The sequence below is a fragment of the Mizugakiibacter sp. genome (assembly GCF_039680435.1).
Classification (GTDB): domain Bacteria; phylum Pseudomonadota; class Gammaproteobacteria; order Xanthomonadales; family Rhodanobacteraceae; genus Mizugakiibacter.
In genome coordinates, this window is the sequence record NZ_JBDKSX010000025.1 from 1 (window position 1) to 20,244 (window position 20,244).

19 protein-coding genes are annotated in these 20,244 nt (G+C 69.5%); 15 read left to right on the forward strand and 4 right to left on the reverse strand.

Going from position 1 to position 20,244, the window contains the following annotated elements; all coding sequences use genetic code 11:
* Positions 1–173 precede the first annotated feature (173 nt).
* From cmk to ABFC67_RS02390, 11 genes are all read left to right on the forward strand, one after another.
* Complete coding sequence (cmk, locus tag ABFC67_RS02340) at positions 174–860, forward strand: (d)CMP kinase (RefSeq protein WP_346736428.1); 687 nt, start codon at positions 174–176, stop codon at positions 858–860.
* Positions 861–1,009: 149 nt separating this feature from the next.
* The gene (rpsA, locus tag ABFC67_RS02345) at positions 1,010–2,680 is read left to right on the forward strand and encodes a 30S ribosomal protein S1 (protein ID WP_346736429.1); all 1,671 of its coding nucleotides are present in this window, start codon (positions 1,010–1,012) and stop codon (positions 2,678–2,680) included.
* A 75-nt stretch (positions 2,681–2,755) separates the two neighbouring features.
* A complete protein-coding gene (locus ABFC67_RS02350) occupies positions 2,756–3,055 on the forward strand; it encodes an integration host factor subunit beta (RefSeq protein WP_346736430.1) in 300 nt (99 codons plus the stop codon).
* A 79-nt stretch (positions 3,056–3,134) separates the two neighbouring features.
* Positions 3,135–3,404 (forward strand): DUF1049 domain-containing protein, encoded by a 270-nt coding sequence (locus ABFC67_RS02355; RefSeq protein WP_346736431.1) that lies wholly within the window; start codon positions 3,135–3,137, stop codon positions 3,402–3,404.
* Entirely contained in the window at positions 3,401–4,576 is a 1,176-nt protein-coding gene (gene lapB / locus ABFC67_RS02360) for a lipopolysaccharide assembly protein LapB (RefSeq protein WP_346736432.1), read from the forward strand. The genes ABFC67_RS02355 and lapB overlap by 4 nt, the downstream gene beginning before the upstream one ends.
* A gap of 13 nt (positions 4,577–4,589) precedes the next feature.
* Positions 4,590–5,648 (forward strand): glycosyl transferase family 4, encoded by a 1,059-nt coding sequence (locus ABFC67_RS02365; RefSeq protein ID WP_346736433.1) that lies wholly within the window; start codon positions 4,590–4,592, stop codon positions 5,646–5,648.
* Positions 5,635–7,536: a nucleoside-diphosphate sugar epimerase/dehydratase gene (locus ABFC67_RS02370; protein WP_346736434.1), complete on the forward strand. Its 1,902-nt coding sequence runs from the start codon at positions 5,635–5,637 to the stop codon at positions 7,534–7,536. Before ABFC67_RS02365 ends, ABFC67_RS02370 begins: the two co-directional genes overlap by 14 nt.
* Complete coding sequence (gene galU / locus ABFC67_RS02375; RefSeq protein WP_346736435.1) at positions 7,533–8,402, forward strand: UTP--glucose-1-phosphate uridylyltransferase GalU; 870 nt, start codon at positions 7,533–7,535, stop codon at positions 8,400–8,402. Before ABFC67_RS02370 ends, galU begins: the two co-directional genes overlap by 4 nt.
* 32 nt (positions 8,403–8,434) lie before the next feature.
* On the forward strand, positions 8,435–9,604 hold the full coding sequence (locus ABFC67_RS02380) for an aminotransferase class I/II-fold pyridoxal phosphate-dependent enzyme (protein WP_346736436.1): 1,170 nt from the start codon (positions 8,435–8,437) through the stop codon (positions 9,602–9,604).
* Between the two features lie 74 nt (positions 9,605–9,678).
* Positions 9,679–10,965 (forward strand): FAD-binding oxidoreductase, encoded by a 1,287-nt coding sequence (locus ABFC67_RS02385; protein WP_346736437.1) that lies wholly within the window; start codon positions 9,679–9,681, stop codon positions 10,963–10,965.
* Between the two features lie 77 nt (positions 10,966–11,042).
* On the forward strand, positions 11,043–11,375 hold the full coding sequence (locus ABFC67_RS02390) for a tRNA-binding protein (RefSeq protein ID WP_346736438.1): 333 nt from the start codon (positions 11,043–11,045) through the stop codon (positions 11,373–11,375).
* A 120-nt stretch (positions 11,376–11,495) separates the two neighbouring features.
* On the opposite strand, the gene ABFC67_RS02395 is transcribed toward ABFC67_RS02390, so the two are convergent.
* A complete protein-coding gene (locus ABFC67_RS02395; protein ID WP_346736439.1) occupies positions 11,496–12,485 on the reverse strand; it encodes an AraC family transcriptional regulator in 990 nt (329 codons plus the stop codon).
* Positions 12,486–12,601: 116 nt separating this feature from the next.
* Between ABFC67_RS02395 and mddA the strand changes: the two genes are divergently transcribed.
* Positions 12,602–13,378, forward strand: a complete 777-nt coding sequence (gene mddA / locus ABFC67_RS02400) for a methanethiol S-methyltransferase (RefSeq protein ID WP_346736440.1) — start codon at positions 12,602–12,604, stop codon at positions 13,376–13,378.
* Between the two features lie 17 nt (positions 13,379–13,395).
* Here the strand turns inward: mddA and ABFC67_RS02405 are convergent, their stop codons facing one another.
* The 3 genes from ABFC67_RS02405 to ABFC67_RS02415 form a co-directional block, all read right to left on the reverse strand.
* Positions 13,396–14,592, reverse strand: coding sequence for an acetyl-CoA C-acyltransferase (locus tag ABFC67_RS02405; RefSeq protein WP_346736441.1), 1,197 nt, complete (start codon positions 14,590–14,592; stop codon positions 13,396–13,398).
* Between the two features lie 20 nt (positions 14,593–14,612).
* The gene (locus tag ABFC67_RS02410; RefSeq protein WP_346736442.1) at positions 14,613–16,985 is read right to left on the reverse strand and encodes a 3-hydroxyacyl-CoA dehydrogenase/enoyl-CoA hydratase family protein; all 2,373 of its coding nucleotides are present in this window, start codon (positions 16,983–16,985) and stop codon (positions 14,613–14,615) included.
* A 62-nt stretch (positions 16,986–17,047) separates the two neighbouring features.
* Complete coding sequence (locus tag ABFC67_RS02415) at positions 17,048–17,668, reverse strand: TetR family transcriptional regulator (RefSeq protein WP_346736491.1); 621 nt, start codon at positions 17,666–17,668, stop codon at positions 17,048–17,050.
* 219 nt (positions 17,669–17,887) lie between these two features.
* Between ABFC67_RS02415 and ndk the strand changes: the two genes are divergently transcribed.
* Genes ndk through pilW form a run of 3 tightly spaced genes read left to right on the forward strand, consistent with a single transcriptional unit; the run spans position 17,888 to position 20,202 of the window.
* Positions 17,888–18,316 (forward strand): nucleoside-diphosphate kinase, encoded by a 429-nt coding sequence (gene ndk, locus ABFC67_RS02420; RefSeq protein ID WP_346736443.1) that lies wholly within the window; start codon positions 17,888–17,890, stop codon positions 18,314–18,316.
* Positions 18,317–18,326: 10 nt separating this feature from the next.
* Positions 18,327–19,442 carry a 23S rRNA (adenine(2503)-C(2))-methyltransferase RlmN gene (gene rlmN / locus ABFC67_RS02425; protein WP_346736444.1) on the forward strand — a complete coding sequence of 372 codons (1,116 nt, stop codon included), beginning with the start codon at positions 18,327–18,329 and terminating at the stop codon, positions 19,440–19,442.
* Complete coding sequence (pilW, locus tag ABFC67_RS02430; protein ID WP_346736445.1) at positions 19,432–20,202, forward strand: type IV pilus biogenesis/stability protein PilW; 771 nt, start codon at positions 19,432–19,434, stop codon at positions 20,200–20,202. Before rlmN ends, pilW begins: the two co-directional genes overlap by 11 nt.
* Positions 20,203–20,244: the final 42 nt, after the last annotated feature.

The following is a 20,244-nucleotide window of genomic DNA, read 5'->3' on the forward strand; positions in this document are numbered from 1 at the left end:
GGCCGCCCTCCTGGCGGCCCCCGAGGCTCGGGCGTGGTGGGCCAGTCCGGAGCAATTGCGCACGTGTCGCCCGGCCGCGCAGACAACATGCCGCGCAGCCTTTGGGTCGGGGATTGCGAATCCCCGCCGCCGCGACCCGTTAGAATCCCGCGATCCCTGCGCCCGACACCCCCATGCCCAAGCCCTCCGTCCCCGTTCCCGTACTGACCATCGACGGCCCCTCCGGCTCCGGCAAGGGCACGATCAGCCGGCGGGTGGCCGAGCATCTTGGCTGGCACATGCTGGATTCGGGGGCGCTGTATCGGGCGGTCGGCTATGCGGCGGGCATGGAAGGGCTGGACCTTTCGGATGCCGAGGCGGTGACCCGCTGCGCGGAGACCACCCGGATCGGCTTCCGCACCGCGCCGGACGGCGGCGAGACCCGGGTGATCGTCAACGGGCTGGACGCCACCGACGAACTGCGCACCGAAACCTGTGGCGCGGCGGCTTCGGCTATCGCCGCCATTCCCAGCGTGCGCCAGGCCCTGCTGGACAAGCAGCGCGCCTTCCGCAAGGCGCCCGGGCTGGTCGCCGACGGCCGTGACATGGGCACGGTGATCTTCCCGGACGCGGCCCACAAGGTGTTTTTGACCGCCAGCGCCGAGGAACGGGCGAAAAGGCGCTATAAGCAGTTGAAGGAAAAGGGTCTCGACGTTACACTTGGCACCCTTTTACGAGAGATCGAGGCCCGGGACGCGCGCGACGCGTCGCGTCCGGTGGCCCCGCTGAAGCCGGCCGCGGACGCCGTGCGGGTGGATACCACCGGCATGCCGATCGAGGCGGTCGTCGCAAAGGTTCTGGCGCTGGTCGTTCCCGCGTAGGGAGCGGGCGCCTGGGTCCCGTGCCGAAGGGCGCGGGTGACGTGGCAACCGGTGCGGATCTCGCACCCACAACCGGTGGGCCGGCTGGTTCGGGCGTCGACGCGGCATGCGCGCGCGCGGACACGGCCTTTTCTCATTCTGGAACTCACATGACCGAAAGTTTCGCTGAACTGTTTGAACAGAGCCAGTCGATCGCCAAGCTCAGGCCCGGCTCCATCGTCTCCGGCATCGTCGTCGAGATCCGCTCCGACGTCGTCGTCATCAACGCCGGCCTGAAGAGCGAAGGCATCGTTCCGATCGAGCAGTTCCGCGACGAAGGCGGCGAGCTCGAGGTGCAGGTCGGCGACGAGGTCAAGGTCGCCCTCGACGCGCTCGAGGACGGTTTCGGCGAAACCAAGCTGTCGCGCGAGAAGGCCAAGCGCGCGATGGTGTGGGACGTGCTCGAGGAAGCGTTCGAGAAGAGCGAGACCGTCAGCGGCAAGATCTCCGGCAAGGTCAAGGGCGGCTTCACCGTCGACATCAAGGACGTGCGCGCCTTCCTGCCCGGTTCGCTGGTCGACGTGCGCCCGGTGCGCGATCCGGTTTACCTCGAGGGCAAGGACCTCGAGTTCAAGATCATCAAGCTCGACCGCAAGCGCAACAACGTGGTGGTCAGCCGCCGCGCGGTGGTCGAGAGCGAGTTCTCCGAGGAGCGCGAGAAGCTGCTCGAGCGCCTCAAGGAAGGCGCGGTCATCAAGGGCGTGGTCAAGAACCTCACCGATTACGGCGCGTTCGTGGACCTCGGCGGCATCGACGGCCTGCTGCACATCACCGACATGGCGTGGAAGCGCGTGCGCCATCCGTCCGAAGTCGTCAACGTCGGCGACGAGCTGGACGTGCGCGTGCTGAAGTTCGACCGCGAGCGCAATCGCGTCTCGCTGGGCCTGAAGCAGCTCGGCGACGACCCGTGGGTCAACATCGCCCGCCGCTACCCGGTCAATACCCGCATGTTCGGCAAGGTCAGCAACGTCACCGACTACGGCTGCTTCGTCGAGATCGAGCCGGGCGTGGAAGGCCTGGTGCACGTCTCCGAGATGGACTGGACCAACAAGAACGTCAACCCGGCCAAGGTCGTGCAGGTCGGCGACGAGGTCGAGGTGATGGTGCTCGACGTCGACGAGGAGCGCCGCCGCATCTCGCTCGGCATCAAGCAGACCCGCTCCAACCCGTGGGAAGCGTTCGCCGCCATGCACAAGAAGGGCGACCGCGTCTCCGGCAGCATCAAGTCGATCACCGACTTCGGCATCTTCGTCGGCCTGGACGGCGGCATCGACGGCCTGGTGCACCTCAGCGACATCTCCTGGCAGACCACCGGCGAGGACCTGGTCCGCAACTTCAAGAAGGGCGACGAGGTCGAGGCCGTAGTGCTGGCGGTCGATCCCGAGCGCGAGCGCATCAGCCTCGGCATCAAGCAGCTCGAGCAGGATCCGTTCGGCCAGTTCATGGCCGGCCATCCGCGCGGCACCGTGCTCACCGGCACCGTCAAGGAAGTCGATCCGCGCGGTGCGGTGATCGACCTCGGCGAGGGCATCGAGGGCTACCTGCGCGCCAACGACATCGCCAAGCAGCGCATCGAGGACGCCACCCAGCACCTCAAGGTCGGCGACACCGTCGAGGCCAAGTTCGTGGGCATGGACCGCAAGGGCCGCATGCTCCAGCTGTCGATCCGCGCCAAGGACGAGGAAGAACTGCAGCAGGTGCTCGAGGAATACCAGAGCGCTTCGGGCGGCACCACCAAGCTCGGTGCCCTGCTGAAGGAACAGATGAACAAGACGGACTGAGCGTGAAAGGCGGGGCGGCGGTCTTCGCCGCCCGCGCCGTTTGAGCTTGCAGACCCCGACGGGATCACGGGAGCCATGACCAAGTCCGAGCTGATCGAGGCGCTGGCCAAGCGCCAGACCCACCTTGCGTTCGGCGACGTCGAGCTGGCGGTGAAGAGCCTGCTCGAGCAGATGAGCCACGCACTGTCGTCCGGCGAGCGCATCGAGGTGCGTGGCTTCGGCAGCTTTTCGCTGCATTTCCGGCCGCCGCGCATGGGCCGCAACCCGAAAACCGGCGCCACCGTCGCGCTCCCCGGCAAGTACGTGCCGCACTTCAAGCCGGGCAAGGAAATGCGCGAACGGGTCAACCATCTGGCGGCCGAACCGGTTGCCTGAATTCTCCCCGACGCCGCGCGCCGCGCGCCTGTGCGTGCCGCGCACGATCGGGTAAAGTCGAGGCATTGAGGGATCATCAATGCGCCTCGCCATCGTCCTCGTATTCCTGCTGTTCGCCGTGCTCGGCGCAGCGTTCGGTGCCGTCAACGCGGACAGCGTCGGCTATGACTTCCTGATCGGCCGCGCCGACCTGCCGAAGGGCGCCGCGCTGCTGGCCGCGCTGCTGCTCGGCTGGCTGCTCGGCGGCGTGCTGGCCTGGGCGGGGCTGACCGTGCGGCATCGGCGCCGGGTGCGCGATCTCGCGCGCACGCCGGCCGAGGCCGCCGGCGCGCCCGACGCTCGCGCATGACGCTCGCCTATGTGCTGCTGTGCCTGCTGCTGCCGGTGGCGGCGTGGTCGGGCTGGCTGATCGGGCGGCGCAGCCTGGCGCGCAGCTCCGGCGCGCGCGCCAGCGAGCTCTCGTCCAGCTACTTCCGCGGCCTCAACTACCTGCTCAACGAGCAGCAGGACAAGGCCATCGAAGTATTCCTGCAACTGGCCGAATTCAACCGCGATACCGTCGAGACGCACCTCGCGCTGGGCAACCTGTTCCGCCGCCGCGGCGAGGTCGAGCGCGCGATCCGCGTCCACCAGCACCTGATCGCGCGCCCCAACCTCAGTGACCGCGAGAAGACCGTCGCACTGTTGGAACTGGGCGAGGACTACATGCGTGCCGGCCTGCTCGACCGCGCCGAGACGCTGTTCTCGGACCTGGTCGCGATGAACGCGCACGCGCCATCGGCGCTGAAGCACCTGATCGGCATCTACCAGCACGAGCGCGACTGGCACAAGGCGATCGACCACGCGCGTCGCCTCGAGCAGATGTCCGGCGAATCGCAGGCCGCCGTGATCGCGCAGTTCTATTGCGAGCTGGCCGAGCAGTCGCGCACGCACGGCGCGCGCGCGGAGGCGCACGCCTATCTCGACCAGGCGTTTGCCAGCCAGGCCGACTGCGTGCGCGCGCACATGATCAACGGCCAACTGCTCGCCGGCGAGGGCGACCACGACGGCGCGATCGAAGCGTTCGAGCGCGCCGCGCGCTGCGACGTGGAATTCGTGCCCGAGATCCTGCCGCCGCTGCTGGACTGCTATGCGCGCGCGCAGCACATGGCGCGCGCCGAGAATTTCCTCACCGAAATCCTCGAACACTACCAGGGCATCTCGCCGGTGCTGGCGCTGGCCCGCCTGTACGCCGGCCGCGAAGGCGAGCGCGTGGCGGTCGACTTCCTGACCCACCAGTTGCGCCAGCGTCCGTCGGTGCGCGGCCTGATGGCGCTGATCGACGCCACCCTCGACAAGGCCACCGGCGAGGCGCGCGAAAATTTCCTGATCCTGCGCGACCTGACCCGCAAGCTGCTGGAAGGGCAGGCGATGTACCGCTGCAGCAAGTGCGGTTTCGGCGCCAAGGCGCACCACTGGCAATGTCCGAGCTGCAAGAGCTGGGGCACGGTGCGGCCGATCCATGGCGTCGCCAACGAGTAGCGCGGTGGCGCCCGTGCAGCAAGCCGCGGCGATCCTGCTGGCGTGCACCGCCGCCTTCGGCGTGTCCGCGCTGCTGGTGCGGGCTTCGATCGCCTATGCGCACCGGCGCGGCATGCTCGACCATCCGGGGCGGCGCCGTTCGCACGCGCAGCCGACGCCGCGCGGCGGCGGGCTCGGCCTGGTCGTCGGCCTGCTGCTGGGCGCGCTGCCCGCGTTGCGGTGCCTGCCGGGCAGCGTGCCGCCCGCGAGCGTGGCCGCGCTGGCCGCCGCCGTGCTGATGGTCGCCGCGATCGGTTGGCGGGACGACCATCGTCCGCTGGCCGTACTGCCGCGCTTGGCCGTGCACGCTTTCGCCGCGCTGATGGCGGCCGCGGCCGTGCTGTGGAACGTGCCGCAGGCGCCGGACGCCGCGCCAGGCGCGCGCTGGCTGTGGCTGCTGGCGGCGCTGCCGTTCGCGGCCTGGTCGATCAACCTGCACAATTTCATGGACGGCATCGACGGCCTGCTGGGCCTGCAGGCCGCGTTCGTCGGCGCCGGCGTCGCGGTGTTGGCCTACTGCCGTGCCGACCCCGCCTTGACCGGCGCGGGCCTGGTCACGACCGCCGCCAGCCTCGGCTTCCTGCTGTTCAACCGCCCGCCGGCGCGCATCTTCATGGGCGACGTCGGCAGCGGCGCGCTGGGCCTGTGGCTGGCGGCGCTGATCGGCATGACGGCGGCGCGTTACCCGGACCTGCTGTGGGCGGGACTGATCCTGGTCTCGGCGTTCGCCGTGGATGCGACGCTGACCCTGCTCGACCGCATCGCGCGCGGACGGGCTTGGTACACTGCGCACCGCGAGCACCTGTACCAGTGGCTGGTGCGCAGCGGCCGCACGCACGCGCAGGCGGACCGGCGCTACGCGGCGTGGAACCTGCTGGCGGTCGCGCCGGCCGCCGCCGCCGCCGCGGCCTTTCCGCGCGGCGCGGCGGCGGTCTGCATCGGTTTCTATGGCCTCAGCGGTCTGGCATGGATGATCGGCAAGCGCGCGTGCATCGGTCGCGTGCGGCGGAGGGAGCAGCATGGCCTTGCGTAAACTGATTCGCGCGATCCATCCGCGCAGCGCCGTCGTGTTGCACGACCTGCTGATGGTGGCGTTGGCGTGGACGCTCGCCAACGCGGCGCGCTATGCGCTGTTGCCCAATCCGTTGCCGATGAGGTGGGTGTCGCCGGAGCTGGCGATCGTGCTGGTGGTGCAGGGCAGCATCTTCACGTGGACCGGCCTGTACAAGGGCCTGTGGCGGTTCGCCAGCCTGCCGGACCTCTGGAACATCGTGCGCGCCAGCGTGGCGGGCGCGCTCGGCATCGGGCTGGCGCTGTTCCTGTACAGCCGCCTCGCCGGCGTGCCGCGTTCGGTGCTGCTGATCTACCCGGTCGCGCTGTGCGTGCTGCTGGGCGCACCGCGGCTGGCCTACCGCTACTGGAAGGACAGCCGGGTCGACCTGTTCCAGGCGACGCCGGCCAAGCGTGTGCTGATCCTCGGCGCGGGCCGGGCGGGCGAAACGCTGGCGCGCGACCTGCGTCGCGACACCCGCTACGAGCCGGTCGGCTTCGTCGACGACAGCGCGCAGTTGAGCGGCGCGAAGGTGCACGGCATTCCGGTGCTGGGAGAAATGAGGAACCTCGCCAAACTGGCGCGCGAGGTCGCGGCGGAGATGCTGCTGATCGCGATGCCGTCGGCCAGCACCGTGCAAATGCGGCGCATCGTGCGGCAGTGCGAAGCCACCGGGCTGCCGTTCCGCACCGTGCCGCGCCTCGACGACGTGATTGCCGGGCGCGCCCAGTTCAACGAGCTGAAGGAAGTCGCGATCGAGGATCTGCTCGGCCGCGAAGCCGTCACCCTCGACTGGACCGCGATCCGCCGGCAGGTCGGCGGGCGCCGGGTGATGGTCACCGGCGGCGGCGGCTCGATCGGTTCCGAGCTGTGCCGGCAGGTGGCGCGCCTCGGCGCCGCGTCGCTGACCGTGCTCGACGTCTCCGAGTACAACCTCTATCGCATCGAACTGGAGCTGCGCACGGCGTATCCGGAGCTGGTGCTCCATCCGATCCTGGCCGATGCCGGCGACACCGCCGCGGTGGAGCGCGCGTTCGCCGCCGCGCGGCCGCAGGCGGTGTTCCACGCCGCCGCCTACAAGCACGTGCCGCTACTGCAGGCGCAGTTGCGCGAGGCGTTCCGCAACAACGTGCTCGGTACGCGCTGCGTGGCCGACGCCGCCGACCGCCACGGCGCCGAGAGCTTCGTGCTGATCTCCACCGACAAGGCGGTCAACCCGACCAGCGTGATGGGAGCCTGCAAGCGCATCGCCGAGATCTGGTGCCAGAACCTGGCGGCGCGCTCGCGCACGCGCTTCATCACCGTGCGTTTCGGCAACGTACTCGATTCGGCCGGCTCGGTGGTGCCGCTGTTCCGCGAGCAGATCCGCCGCGGCGGGCCGGTGACCGTCACCCATCCCGAGATCTCGCGCTACTTCATGACCATCCCCGAGGCCTGCCAGTTGATCCTGCAGGCCGCGACGCTGGGCAAGGGCGGCGAGATCTTCGCGCTGGACATGGGCGAACCGGTGAAGATCCACGATCTCGCCGAGCAGATGATCCGCCTCGCCGGCAAGGTGCCCGGACGCGACGTGTCCATCGTGTTCACCGGACTGCGTCCCGGCGAGAAGCTGTTCGAGGAACTGTTCCACCCGCTCGAAAACTACAGCGCCACCACCCACGCCAAGATCTTCCTGGCGCAGCCGCGCACGATGGCCTGGGAACTGCTCGAGGCCCAGCTCGCGCGCGCGACGCAGGCGGTGGCGGCGTTCGACGAGGACGCGCTCAAGCAGTGCGTCACCAGCCTGTTGCCGGCCTATAGCTGGCGCGAAACCCACGACGGCGACAACGTGGTGCCGTTCCGGCGCCACGACGCAGAGGAAGCAGGATGAGCAAGCGTTTGCGCAAGGTGGTGTTCCCGGTTGCCGGACTCGGCACGCGGTTCCTGCCGGCCACCAAGGTGGTGGCGAAGGAAATGCTGCCGGTGCTGGACCGGCCGCTGATCCAGTATGCGGTGGACGAGGCGGTGGAGGCGGGCGCGGACACCCTGGTGTTCGTCACCAACCGCTACAAGCACGCCATCGCGGACTATTTCGACAAGGCCTACGAGCTCGAGGCCAAGCTGGCCGAGAAGGGCAAGGACGAACTGCTGGCGCTGGTGCAGGGCACCCTGCCGCGACACGTGCGCGCGGTGTTCGTGACCCAGCCGGAAGCGCTCGGCCTCGGCCATGCCGTGCTGTGCGCGAAGGCGGTGGTCGGCGACGAGCCGTTCGGCGTGATCCTGCCCGACGACCTGATCTGGAACCGCGGCCCGGGCGCGCTGAAGCAGATGGCCGATCTCGCCGCCGGCAGGGACGCCGCGGTGATCGCGGTCGAGGAAGTGCCGCGCGAGGACACCCACAAGTACGGCATCGTCGCGACCGAGGCCGAGGGCGGACGCGCCGCGCGCATCACCCACATGGTCGAGAAACCGAAGCCCGCGGAGGCGCCGTCCAATCTCGCCGTGGTCGGCCGCTACGTGCTGCCGGGGCGCATCTTCGAACTGCTCGAGCAGACCCGCGCCGGCGCCGGTGGCGAGATCCAGTTGACCGACGCCATCGAGGGCCTGCTGACCCAGCAGGACGTGCTGGCCTACCGCTTCGAGGGCGAGCGCTTCGACTGCGGCAACAAGCTCGGCCTGGTGCGCGCGACCCTGCATTTCGCGCTGCAGGATCCGCAGTTGGCCGCGGCGGCGCGCGAGTACGTCGCCGCGCACTGAGCGCGCACGTCCCGCATCGCGCGGTCGCCGTCATGGACCTGGACTGGATCCTCAACCACCTCGGCGAAGAGCGCGACCGTTACTTCGGTGCGGTCGCGCCGCCGCTGATGCAGTCGGCGATCTTCAGCTTCCCGACCGTCGCGGCGATGCGCGAGCAGGCGCGCGACGAATTCGGCCATCACTTCTACACGCGCGGCAACAACCCGACCGTCGAGATCCTGCGCCGCAAGCTGGCCGCGCTGGAAGGCGCCGAGGACTGCCTGGTGTTCGCCTCCGGCGCCGCGGCGATCGCCGCCGGCGTGATCGCCGCCGTGTCCGCGGGCGACCACGTCGCCTGCGTGCAGAAGCCTTACAGCTGGACCCGCCACCTGCTCGCCGAGCTGCTGCCGCGCTTCGGCGTGACCGCCAGTTTCGTCGACGCCACCGAACCGGCGCACATCGAGGCGGCGCTGACGCCGCGCACGCGCCTGATCGTGCTGGAAAGCCCGAACTCGCTGACCTACGAGCTGCAGGACCTGGCCGCGGTCGCCGCGCTGGCCCGCGCGCGCGGCGTGCGCACACTGTGCGACAACAGCTACGCCAGCCCGCTGAACCAGTCGCCGCTGGCGTTCGGCATCGACCTGGTGGCGCATTCGGCGACCAAGTACCTCAATGGCCACGGCGACGTGATGGCCGGCGCGCTGTGCGGCCCGCAGGCGCTGCTGCGCGAAGCGTTCCGCGGCCCGTTCATGACGCTGGGCGCGATCCCGTCGCCGCACGACGCCTGGCTGCTGCTGCGCGGCCTGCGCACGCTGCCGCTGCGCATGCAGCGCTGCGCGGCGACGGCGGCGCGGGTGGTCGCGTTCCTCGAAGCCCATCCGAAGATCGAGCGCGTCTGGTATCCGCATTCGCCTTCGCATCCGCAGCACGCGCTGGCGCTGCGGCAGATGCGCGGCGCCAGCGGGCTGCTGTCGGTCGCGATCCGCTGCGACGACGTCTGCGGTGTCGAGCGCTTCTGCGATGCGCTGCGGCGCTTCCTGCTGAGCGTGTCCTGGGGCGGCTACGAATCGCTGGCGTGTCCGACCGCGGCGTTCCTGCCCGCAGCGACGCGGACGACGCCGAAGCCGGGCCACGTGCCGGCCAACCTGGTGCGCCTGTCGATCGGTCTCGAGGAAGCCGACGTGCTGATCGCCGATCTCGCGCAGGCGCTGGACAAGGTCTGACTTCCAACCCGGGTGCGCGCCCGCCGCGCGCGGTATGCTGTGCGGCTTGGGGATTCCGGGAGCAGGCCACGAGCATGTCGGAAGCAACCGCGAGCTACTACCGCGCGACGGCCACGCCATACGCACCGTTCGCGCCGCTGCAGGGGCGGCACGACGCGCGCATCGTCATCGTCGGCGGCGGTTACGCCGGGCTGAACACCGCACTTGGACTCGCCGAGCGCGGCGTGCGCGACGTGGTGCTGCTGGAACGCGAACGCATCGGCCACGGCGCCTCCGGGCGCAACGGCGGCTTCGCCTTCGCCGGCTACTCGCTGGGCGAGGAGGCGCTGCTGGCGAAACTCGGGCGCATCGCCGCGCGCGACCTGTTCGCACGCAGCGTGCGCGCCGTCGAGCTGATCCGCCAGCGCATCGCCAGATACGCGATCGCCTGCGACGTCGTCGACCACGGCGTGATCTGGGCCAACTGGTTCCGCGATCCCGAGGTGCTGAGCGCGCGTCGCCGCTTCCTCGCCGAAGAGTTCGGCGTCGAATGGGAGTGGCTGCCGAAGAACTACCTGCGCGAACTGGTGCGCAGCCAGCGCTACGGCGACGGCCTGCTGGAGCGCAATGCGCTGCACATGCACCCGCTGAACTACGCGATCGGCCTGGCGCAGGCGGCCGCGGGGCAGGGCGTGCGCATCCACGAGAGCAGCGGCGCGCGCGCGCTGACCCGCGACGGCGCCGGCTGGCGCGTCGCCACCGCCGAAGGCGAAGTGCGGGCCGAGCAGGTGGTGCTCGCCTGCGGCGGCTACCTGGCCGGCCTGCGGCGCAAGGTCGACCGCGCCGTGCTGCCGATCGCCACCTACGTGATGGCCACCGAGCCGCTTGGCGAGCGCCTGCGCGAATGCCTGACCACGCCGGCCGCGGTCTACGACACGCGCTTCGCCTTCGACTACTACCGCCCGCTCAAGGACACGCGCCTGCTGTGGGGCGGACGCATCTCCATCCTCGACCGCTCGCCGGACAAGGTGCGCCGGCTGCTGACGCGCGACCTGCTGAAGGTGTTCCCACAGCTCGAAGGCGTGAAGATCGACTACGCGTGGTCGGGCCTGATGAGCTATGCGCGCCACAAGATGCCGCAGCTCGGCAGCGCCGGCGACGGCCTGTGGTGGGCGCAGGCGTTCGGCGGGCACGGCGTCGCGCCGACCGCCGCCGCCGGCGAGCTGCTGGCCGCGGCCATCGCCGAGGACGATCCGGCATGGCGCGCGTTCAGCGCCTTCGGACTGACCGAAAGCTTCCGGCCCGCCGGCTTCCTCGCCGCGCAGGCCAGCTACTGGTGGGCCGAATTCCGCGACGTGATGCACGAAGTCCTCGAAGGCTGACGCAGCGGGACGGCCGGCTAGGGCGCACGCAAGCCGCCGGCGGCAGGGTGCCGGTTCGCCACATCGACGGAGAGCGCATGGACACCATCGCCTGGGCCGATTTCGAGAAGGTGCTGATCGCGGTCGGCACCATCACCCGCGTCGAACCCTTCCCCGAAGCGCGCAAGCCCGCCTACAGGATCTGGGCCGACTTCGGCCCCCACGGCGAGAAGAAGACCAGCGCGCAGGTCACGACGCTATACCGCCCCGACGAACTGCTCGGCCGCCAGGTCGTCGGCGTGATCAACTTCCCGCCCAAGCAAGTCGGCCCGTTCCGCTCCGAATTCCTGCTCACCGGTTTCCCGACCGGACAGGGCGTGGTGATCGCCACGCCCGAACGCGCGGTGCCGAACGGGACGCGGTTGGCCTAGGGCGCCTTGTTCCGAAGCGGGGAATCGCGGTCCCTGCGGCAGGGAAGGGCGGTCAGCGCAGGCGCGCAACGGTAATGCGCGGCCGCGGCAGCCTCTTGAAACCTTCCATCCGTCCCCGGTTCAGGAAGATACCCGCGGATCGATGGCCGCCGCGCGCGCGACTGCACTCCTGCGCCAGGCCGCCGGCGGTACGCCGAAGCAGCGCTTGAAAGCGCGCTGGAAGGCGGCGGCGGAATCGTAGCCGACCTCGTCCGCGAGGCTGGCCACGCTGCACGCACGCTGGCAGAGCTGGCGCGCGGCAAGCTGCATGCGCAGGTGCGTCAGGTAGTGCATCGGCGGCTCGCCGATCAACTCGCGGAAGCGCACGGCGAGGCTGGAACGCGAACTGGCCGCCGCGTCGGCGAGTTCCTCCACCGTCCAGCGCTTGCACGGGGCCTCGTGCAGCGCGCGCAGCGCGCGCCCCACCTGCGGATCGCGCAGGCCGGCAAGCCAGCCGGTCGCGTCGCCGGGAAGTTCCTGCATCCATCGCCGCAGCGCCTGCATGAACAGCAGCTCGGCCAGGCGCAACCGCAGGCTTGCCGTGCCGGGGCCGTCGTCCTGCGTCTCGCCGACCGCGAAGCGCACCAGCGTATCGAAGCAATCGTCCAGCCGTACCCGGAAGCATGCGGGCAGGGCGTTGAACAGCGGCTCGAAGGCGCGGCGGTCGCAGCCGAGGAAGCCGCACAGCAGGCTGGCGCTGACGTTTGGCCCGTCGCCGAAAACGACCCTGCGCAGGTCCGGCACGGACCTGCCCTGCAGCGCGGCGGCCAGCGACGCCCGTGGGCGCTGCGGTCGATCGGCGACATCGTGCGCCCCACCGAGCGGCATCACCACCGCGTCGCCGGCGGCCGCGCGGAACCACTCCGTCGGCGCATGGCGCATCCAGCATGCGCCGTCCAGCACGATGTGGAAGGCGACGACCTGGCTGGTTCCGGTCGGCAGCAGCGCGGCGAAGCGGTCCTGCGCCGGATCGGAGGCGATCCCGAAAGGTTCGCGCAAGTCCACCCGGAACATCAGCGCTCCGGTCAGGCGGACCAGCTCGAGCGCGGCGGAAAGCAGGTCGAAAGGCATGCCGCTCTCCTTTGGACGAACGGGCATAAACCGTAGCGTAGCAGTCATTGCCGGGTGCCGGCACAGCGCCGAAGCTGCCCTCGGACCCGGGCAAGCCGACGGGAAAGGAGGCGACCATGCGAGGCGTCCTGTATCTGCTATACGGCACGGTTTGCTACATCGTGTTCTTCCTGACCTTTCTGTACGCGATCGCGTTCGTCGGCGATTTCCTCGCGCCGTACACCGTGGATCGCGGGCGCGCGGCGCCGACCGCGGCGGCGCTGGCGATCGACCTCATCCTGCTCGGCGTGTTTGCGGTGCAGCACAGCGGGATGGCGCGGCGCGGCTTCAAGCGCTGGCTGACCGGGTGGCTGCCCGAGCCGATGGAGCGCAGCACCTACGTGCTGGTATCCAGCGCGGCGCTGATCCTGCTGTACTGGCAGTGGCGGCCGCTGCCAGCCCTGGTCTGGGAGGTGCAGGTGCCCTGGAGCGTCGACCTGCTGTACGCGCTGTCCGCGGCCGGCTGGCTGCTGGTGCTGACCGGCACCTTCCTGATCGACCACTTCGACCTGTTCGGGCTGCGCCAGGTATGGCTGCGCGCACGCGGGCGGGCCTACACGCCGCTCGCGTTCAAGCGGCATCTCTACTACCGGCTGGTCCGCCACCCGCTGATGCTCGGCTTCGTCGTCGCGTTCTGGGCGACGCCGCGCATGACCGCGGGCCACCTGCTGTTCGCGGCGGCGGCCACCGGCTACATCCTGGTCGCAGTGAAGTTCCTCGAGGAACGCGACCTCGTCGCGATGCACGGCGAGGACTACCGCCGCTACCAGCGCGAGGTGCCGATGCTGTGCCCGTGGCCGCGACCCCGGCAGGCGGCGCGCGCATCCGGCCCGCGGCCGCAGACCCAGACCTGACCTGCGGCCGCATACGGTTACAGCGCTTCGAAGATCCCCGCCGCGCCCATGCCGGTGCCGATGCACATGGTCACCATGCCGTACTTCTGCTTGCGGCGGCGCAGGCCGTGCACGAGGGTGGCGGTGCGGATCGCGCCGGTGGCGCCGAGCGGGTGACCGAGGGCAATCGCGCCGCCCAGCGGGTTGACCTTGGCGGGGTCGAGGCCGAGGTCCCTGATCACCGCCAGCGACTGCGCGGCGAACGCCTCGTTCAGCTCGATCCAGTCGAGATCCTGCTGGCGGATGCCGGTGACCTTGAGCGCGCGCGGAATCGCTTCCTTCGGGCCGATGCCCATGATCTCCGGCGGCACGCCGGCGACGGCGAAGCCGACGAAGCGCGCCAGCGGGGTGAGGCCGTATTCCTTGATCGCGGCCTCGCTGGCCAGCAGCACGGCGCCGGCGCCGTCGGACATCTGCGAGGAGTTGCCGGCGGTGACGCTGCCGCCCATGCGGAACACCGGTTTCAGCCTGGCCAGCACTTCGGCGCTGGTGTCCTTGCGCGGGCCTTCGTCGGTGTCGATCAGGCGCTGGTCCTCGCGCGCGCTGCGGTTGGCGAGGTCGGGATAGCGGTCGTCCAGCTTGAACGGCGCGATCTCGTCGCGGAAGTCGCCGCGCTCGATCGCCGCGATCGCGCGCTGGTGGCTCTGCAGGGCGAACGCGTCCTGCTCCTCGCGCGTGACCTTCCAGTGCTCAGCGACCTTCTCCGCGGTGATGCCCATGCCGTAGGCAATGCCGATGTTCTCGTCCCGGAACACGGCGGGGTTCATCGCCACCTTGTGGCCCATCATCGGCACCATGCTCATCGACTCGGTGCCGCCGGCCAGCACCAGGTCGGCTTCGCCCAGGCGGATGCGGTCGGCGGCCAGCGCCACCGCCTGCACGCCGGACGAGCAGAAGCGGTTGACGGTCATGCCCGGCACGCTGTCGGGCAGGCCCGCCAGCAGCGCGCCGATGCGCGCCACGTTCATGCCTTGCTCGGCCTCCGGCATGGCGCAGCCGATAATGACGTCGCCGATGCGCTGCGGGTCGATGCCCGGCGCTTGCTCCAGCGCGGCGCGCAGCACGTGCGCCAGCATGTCGTCGGGGCGGGTGTTGCGGAACACGCCGCGCGGGGCCTTGCCGACCGGCGTGCGCACGGCGGAGATGATGTAGGCGTCCTGGATCTGCTTGCTCATGATTCGCTCTCCGTCGGCGCTCAGTTGCGCAGCGGCTTGCCGGTGGTCAGGGTGTGCACGATGCGCTCCTGCGTCTTCGGCATCTGCGCCAGCTGCACGAAATGCTTGCGCTCGAGATCGAGCAGCCAGGCCTCGTCGACCTGCGAGCCGCGCTCGATCTGGCCGCCGCACAGCGTGTCGGCGATGCGCGAAGCGACCTCGTAGTCGTGCGGCGAGATGAAGCGGCCTTCCAGCATGTTGACCAGCATCATCTTCAGGCTGGCGGTGCCGACGTCGCCGGCGACGACGATGTCGCGCGCAGGCAGGGGCGGGCGATAACCTGATTCCGCCATCGCCGCGGCGACCTGCTTCGCCACGTACAGCAGTTCGTGGCTGTTGAAGACGACCACGTCGCTGTCGCGCAGCAGGCCCATCTGCTTGGCCTCCAGCGCCGAGCCGGAGACCTTGGCCATTGCCACCGTCTCGAACCAGCGCTTGATCTGCGGGAACGGATCGTTGTCCAGCGCCGCCCGCGAGCAGCGCAGCGCGATCTCCTTCAGACCGCCGCCCGCGGGCAGCAGGCCGACGCCGGCCTCGACCAGGCCGATGTAGCTCTCCAGCGCGGCGACCGTGCGCGCGCTGTGCATCTGGAACTCGCAGCCGCCGCCCAACGCCATGCCGCGGATCGCGGCCACCACCGGCACCAGCGCGTACTTCAGCTTCATGCTGGTGGTTTGGAAATTGGCGATCATCGCCTCGAACTCGGACAGCTTGCCGGCCTGCAGCAGGCCCATCGCGCCCTTGAGGTCCGCGCCGGCGGAGAACGGTTCGCCGGTCTGCCACAGCACCATCGCCTTGAAGCCGCGCTCGGTTTCCTCGACCGCACGCTGCAGGCCGTCGAGCACCGCGTCGTTGACCGTGTTCATCTTGGTCTTGAACGAGGCGATGGCGACGTCGTCGCCGAGATGCCACAGACGGATGCCGGCGTTTTCCCAGATCGTCGCGCCGGTATCGAACTTCTCGCCCAGCAACGGATCGGGGAACAGTTGGCGCCGGTACACCGGATGCTGCGAGCGCGCCTCGTTCTTGCCGCTGCGCGGCGCATACGAGCCATCCTTGCCGTGCACGCCCTGGCGGCCGTCGGTGACCCAGGCGGGCAGGGGCGCCGCGCTCATCGCCTTGCCGGCGACGATGTCTTCGGCAATCCACTTCGCCACCTGCTGCCAGCCGGCGGCCTGCCAGGTCTCGAACGGGCCGAGCTTCCAGCCGTAGCCCCAGCGGATCGCGAAATCGACGTCGCGCGCGGTGTCGGCGATGTCGGCGAGGTGGTAGGCGGTGTAGTGGAACAGGTCGCGGAACATCGCCCACAGGAACTGCGCCTGCTTGTCGTTCGACGCGCGCAGTTTGGCGAACTTCTCGGCGGGATCCTTGATCGCCAGGATCGCGGCGACCTCGTCGGATGGTTTCTGCTCGGACGGCCGGTAGTCGCGCTTGGCGAGGTCCAGCACGACGATGTCCTTGCCGGCCTTGCGGTAGAAGCCGGCGCCGCTCTTCTGGCCGAGCGCGCCCTGGTCGATCAGCGCCTGCAGCCACGCGGGCGACTTGAAGTAGGCGTGCCACGGGTCGTCCGGCAGCGTGTCGGCCATGGTCTTGATGACGTGCGCCATGGTGTCGAGGCCGACCACGTCCGCGGTGCGGTAGGTCGCGCTCTTCGGGCGGCCGATCGCCGGGCCGGTCAGTGCGTCCACCGCGTCGAAGCCCAGTCCGAACTGCCCGGTGTGGTGCATCGTCGCCAGGATCGAGAACACGCCGATGCGGTTGCCGATGAAGTTCGGCGTGTCCTTGGCGTAGACCACGCCCTTGCCCAGCGCGGTGGTGAGGAAGGCTTCCAGGCCGTCCAGCACCGCACGGTCGGTGAGCTTGTTGGGGATCAGCTCGACCAGGTGCATGTAGCGCGGCGGATTGAAGAAGTGCACCCCGCAGAAGCGGTGGCGGATCGACTCCGGCACCACTTCGGCCAGCTTGTTGATCGACAGGCCGGAGGTGTTGCTGGCAACCACCGCGTGCGCCAGCAGGTGCGGCGCGACCTTGCGGTAGAGGTCGAGCTTCCAGTCCATGCGCTCGGCGATCGCCTCGATCACCAGGTCGCAGTCCTTCAGCAGGTCGAGATGCTCGTCGTAGTTGGCCGGCACGATCGCGCCGCCGCGCGACTTCTCGGCCAGCGGCGCCGGCGAGAGCTTGGCGAGGTTGGCGATCGCCTTCAGCGCGATGCCGTTCTTCGGCCCGTCCTTGGCGGCGAGATCGAACAGCACGGTGTCGACGTCGGCGTTGACGAGGTGCGCGGCGATCTGCGCCCCCATCACGCCCGCGCCGAGCACGGCGGCCTTGCGGATGCGGAGAGGTTGGAGGTCCATCGGTACTCCCGTGGAACGGAGGGAACATGGGCGGCCCGCCGCGGCGTGCGGCGGGCCGGGGATCAGGCCGCGCGCAGGCCTGCGGCAGCGAAGCGGATCAGGTGCTCGGCGGCGCGCTCGCGGTGGGTCTGCTCGGACACGCCGCTCTTGCGCTTGATCACGCCGAAGTCGGCCATCGCGTAGGTCAGCGCGCCGGAGACGATGTCGAGGCGCCAGTACAGCTCTTCCTTGCCGAGGTGCGGCAGCAGGCGCGCGAACGCGCCGGCGAACTCCTTGAGCACGTGGCCGTAGTTGTCCGACAGGAACCGCCGCAGGCGCTCGTTGTGCTCGGCGTAGGCGCGCGCCAGCACGCGCACGAAGGCCGAGCCGCCGGTCTTGTCCAGCGACAGCTCCAGCGCCGGGCGGATGAAGGCGGCCAGCACCTGCTCGAGGTCGGCGTCGCCGCCGGCATTGACCTCGGCCAGCGCGGCGAGGCGCCGCGCATTCAGCTCGTCGAGGCGGCGCCGGAACACCTCCTCGATCAGGTTCTCCTTGGAGCCGAAGTGGTAGTTGACCGCCGCCAGGTTGACGTTGGCGGCGGCGGTGACCTGGCGCAGCGAGGCGCCGGCGAAGCCGTGGCGGGCGAACAGGTCCTCGGCGGCGCCGAGGATGCGTTCCTTGGTGGAAAAATGCGGGGCGAGCATGCGGTCGGGCACCGATATCAAACGTTCGTTTGAATCATACGAACGGGCACCGGCCCGGTCAAACCCGCAGCCGGCGCCGCGGGGGCTGGCCCCCGGCCTTGCGCCTGAGCTAGAATTTGTCAAGATAATGTGAGCTAAATCCGCATCCCTGCGAGATTTTGCTTCTACCCTTGCCGGTACGCCGGCGCAAATCCCACACCATCATCCGGAGCAGAACGCATGGCGCTGGAGCGCACGCTTTCCATCATCAAACCCGACGCCGTCGCCAAGAACGTGATCGGCGAGATCTACGCGCGCTTCGAGAAGGCCGGCCTGAAAGTCGTCGCTGCGAAGATGAAACACCTGTCGCGCCGCGAGGCCGAAGGCTTCTACGCGGTGCACCGCGAACGCCCGTTCTTCAAGCCGCTCGTCGAGTTCATGATCTCCGGCCCGGTGATGATCCAGGTGCTGGAAGGCGAGGGCGCGATCCTCAAGAACCGCGACCTGATGGGCGCGACCGATCCGAAGAAGGCCGCGCCGGGAACCATCCGCGCCGATTTCGCTCAGAGTATCGACGCCAACGCGGTGCACGGTTCCGACGGCGCGGACACGGCCAGCGCCGAGATCGCGTACTTCTTCGCGACCACGGAGCTCTGCCCGCGCGGCTGAGGGGAATGACGTGAGCACGGCGGGCCAGACCAATCTGCTCGATTTCGATCGCCGCGGGCTGCGCGAGTTCTTCGCGCAGCTCGGCGAGAAGCCGTATCGCGCCGACCAGGTGATGAAGTGGATCTATCACCGCCGGGTCGACGACTTCGAGCAGATGACCGACCTCGGCAAGCCCCTGCGCGGCAAGCTCGCCGAGGCCTGCCGCATCGGCCCGCCGCGGACCCTGTTCGAGAAGGCTTCCACCGACGGCACGCACAAGTGGCTGCTCGGCATGGACGGCGGCAACGCCATCGAGACCGTCTACATCCCCGAGCCGACCCGCGGCACGCTGTGCGTGTCCTCGCAGGTCGGCTGCGGGCTGAACTGCACGTTCTGCTCGACCGGCGCGCAGGGCTTCAACCGCAACCTCTCCGCCGCCGAGATCATCGGCCAGGTGTGGGTGGCGGCGAAGCACCTCGGCAACGTGCCGCACCAGCAGCGCCGCATCACCAACGTGGTGATGATGGGCATGGGCGAGCCGCTGCTGAACTTCGACAACGTCATCACCGCAATGAGCGTGATGCGCGACGACCTCGGCTTCGGCCTCGCCAACAAGCGCGTGACGCTGTCCACCGCCGGGCTGGCGCCGATGATCGACAAGCTGTCGGAAGCGGCCGACGTCTCGCTGGCGGTGTCGCTGCACGCGCCCAACGACGAGCTGCGCACGCAACTGGTGCCGCTCAACAAGCGCTATCCGATCGACGAGCTGCTGGCCGCCTGCATGCGCTACGTGGCCAAGCGTCCGCGTGCCTCGATCACCTTCGAGTACACGCTGATGAAGGGCGTCAACGACCAGCCCGAGCACGCGCGCCAACTGGTCAAGCTGATGCGGCGCCTGCCCAGCAAGGTCAACCTGATCCCGTTCAACCCGTTCACCGGCACCCGCTTCGAGCGCTCGCCGCCGGAGGCGATCGCGGCGTTCCAGAAGATCCTGCTCGACAGCGGCGTGCTGGCGACCGTGCGTCGCACCCGCGGCGACGACATCGACGCCGCCTGCGGCCAGCTCAAGGGGCAGGTGCTGGACCGCACCCGCCGCCAGGCCGAGTTCCGCAAACGCATCGAGGAGGGCGCAGTCCATGCGGCTTGAGAAGTGCCTCGCCGCCGCGCTGCTGGCGGCGCTGCTGGCCGCCTGCTCGAGCATGGGCGGCGGCCCGTCCGGATCCAAGGCGGCCGACAACCGCCAGAACGCCGCGCAGATCCACACCCAACTGGGCCAGTCGTACCTCGAACAGGGCGATCTCAAGACCGCGTTGGACAAGCTGACCAAGGCGCTGCAGTTCGACCCGAACTACGCTCCGGCACATACGGTGATCGCGGTGGTCTACGAGCGCATCGGCCAGAACGGCCAGGCCGAGGAGCACTACCGCAAGGCGGTCGACCTGGAGCCCAAGAAGGGCATCCCCAACAACAACCTTGGCGCCTTCCTGTGCCGCGAGGGCAAGGCCGAGGAGTCGATCAAGTACTTCGAGCGGGCGATCGCCGATCCGTTCTACGCCTCGCCGGACACCGCCTACGCCAACGCCGGCACCTGCCAGCTCAAACTGAGTCGCGCCGATGCCGCCGAGGCGGATTTCCGCCGCGCGGTCGAGCTCAATCCCCAGAACCGCGAGGCGCTCTACCAGCTTGCCCGCGTGCTCTACGGCAAGCAGGACTTTTTCCACGCGCGCGCCTTCATCCAGCGCTTCGACGGCTTGGGCCAGCCGACGCCGGACGGTCTGCTGCTGGGGCACGACATCGAAGCCGGGCTGGGCAACGCGGCGGGGGCCCAGGATTATGCGAAGCGCTTGCGCGGCCAGTTCCCGGACTCGGAACAGGCGCGCAGCCTCGATCACGCCAACATGAGATGAGTCACAATAAGAAACAATCGGTGGAACTAGATTCCGAAGACT

Coding starts and splice junctions, on each gene's coding strand:
- ABFC67_RS02405 (WP_346736441.1), bottom strand. CDS start 14,592: ATGAGCAAGCAGATCCAGGACGCCTACATCATCTCCGCCGTGCGCACG.
- ABFC67_RS02370 (WP_346736434.1), top strand. CDS start 5,635: ATGGCCTTGCGTAAACTGATTCGCGCGATCCATCCGCGCAGCGCCGTC.
- ABFC67_RS02410 (WP_346736442.1), bottom strand. CDS start 16,985: ATGGACCTCCAACCTCTCCGCATCCGCAAGGCCGCCGTGCTCGGCGCG.
- ABFC67_RS02380 (WP_346736436.1), top strand. CDS start 8,435: ATGGACCTGGACTGGATCCTCAACCACCTCGGCGAAGAGCGCGACCGT.
- ABFC67_RS02385 (WP_346736437.1), top strand. CDS start 9,679: ATGTCGGAAGCAACCGCGAGCTACTACCGCGCGACGGCCACGCCATAC.
- rpsA (WP_346736429.1), top strand. CDS start 1,010: ATGACCGAAAGTTTCGCTGAACTGTTTGAACAGAGCCAGTCGATCGCC.
- mddA (WP_346736440.1), top strand. CDS start 12,602: ATGCGAGGCGTCCTGTATCTGCTATACGGCACGGTTTGCTACATCGTG.
- cmk (WP_346736428.1), top strand. CDS start 174: ATGCCCAAGCCCTCCGTCCCCGTTCCCGTACTGACCATCGACGGCCCC.
- ABFC67_RS02415 (WP_346736491.1), bottom strand. CDS start 17,668: ATGCTCGCCCCGCATTTTTCCACCAAGGAACGCATCCTCGGCGCCGCC.
- galU (WP_346736435.1), top strand. CDS start 7,533: ATGAGCAAGCGTTTGCGCAAGGTGGTGTTCCCGGTTGCCGGACTCGGC.
- pilW (WP_346736445.1), top strand. CDS start 19,432: ATGCGGCTTGAGAAGTGCCTCGCCGCCGCGCTGCTGGCGGCGCTGCTG.
- ABFC67_RS02350 (WP_346736430.1), top strand. CDS start 2,756: ATGACCAAGTCCGAGCTGATCGAGGCGCTGGCCAAGCGCCAGACCCAC.
- ABFC67_RS02395 (WP_346736439.1), bottom strand. CDS start 12,485: ATGCCTTTCGACCTGCTTTCCGCCGCGCTCGAGCTGGTCCGCCTGACC.
- lapB (WP_346736432.1), top strand. CDS start 3,401: ATGACGCTCGCCTATGTGCTGCTGTGCCTGCTGCTGCCGGTGGCGGCG.
- ABFC67_RS02355 (WP_346736431.1), top strand. CDS start 3,135: ATGCGCCTCGCCATCGTCCTCGTATTCCTGCTGTTCGCCGTGCTCGGC.
- ndk (WP_346736443.1), top strand. CDS start 17,888: ATGGCGCTGGAGCGCACGCTTTCCATCATCAAACCCGACGCCGTCGCC.
- ABFC67_RS02390 (WP_346736438.1), top strand. CDS start 11,043: ATGGACACCATCGCCTGGGCCGATTTCGAGAAGGTGCTGATCGCGGTC.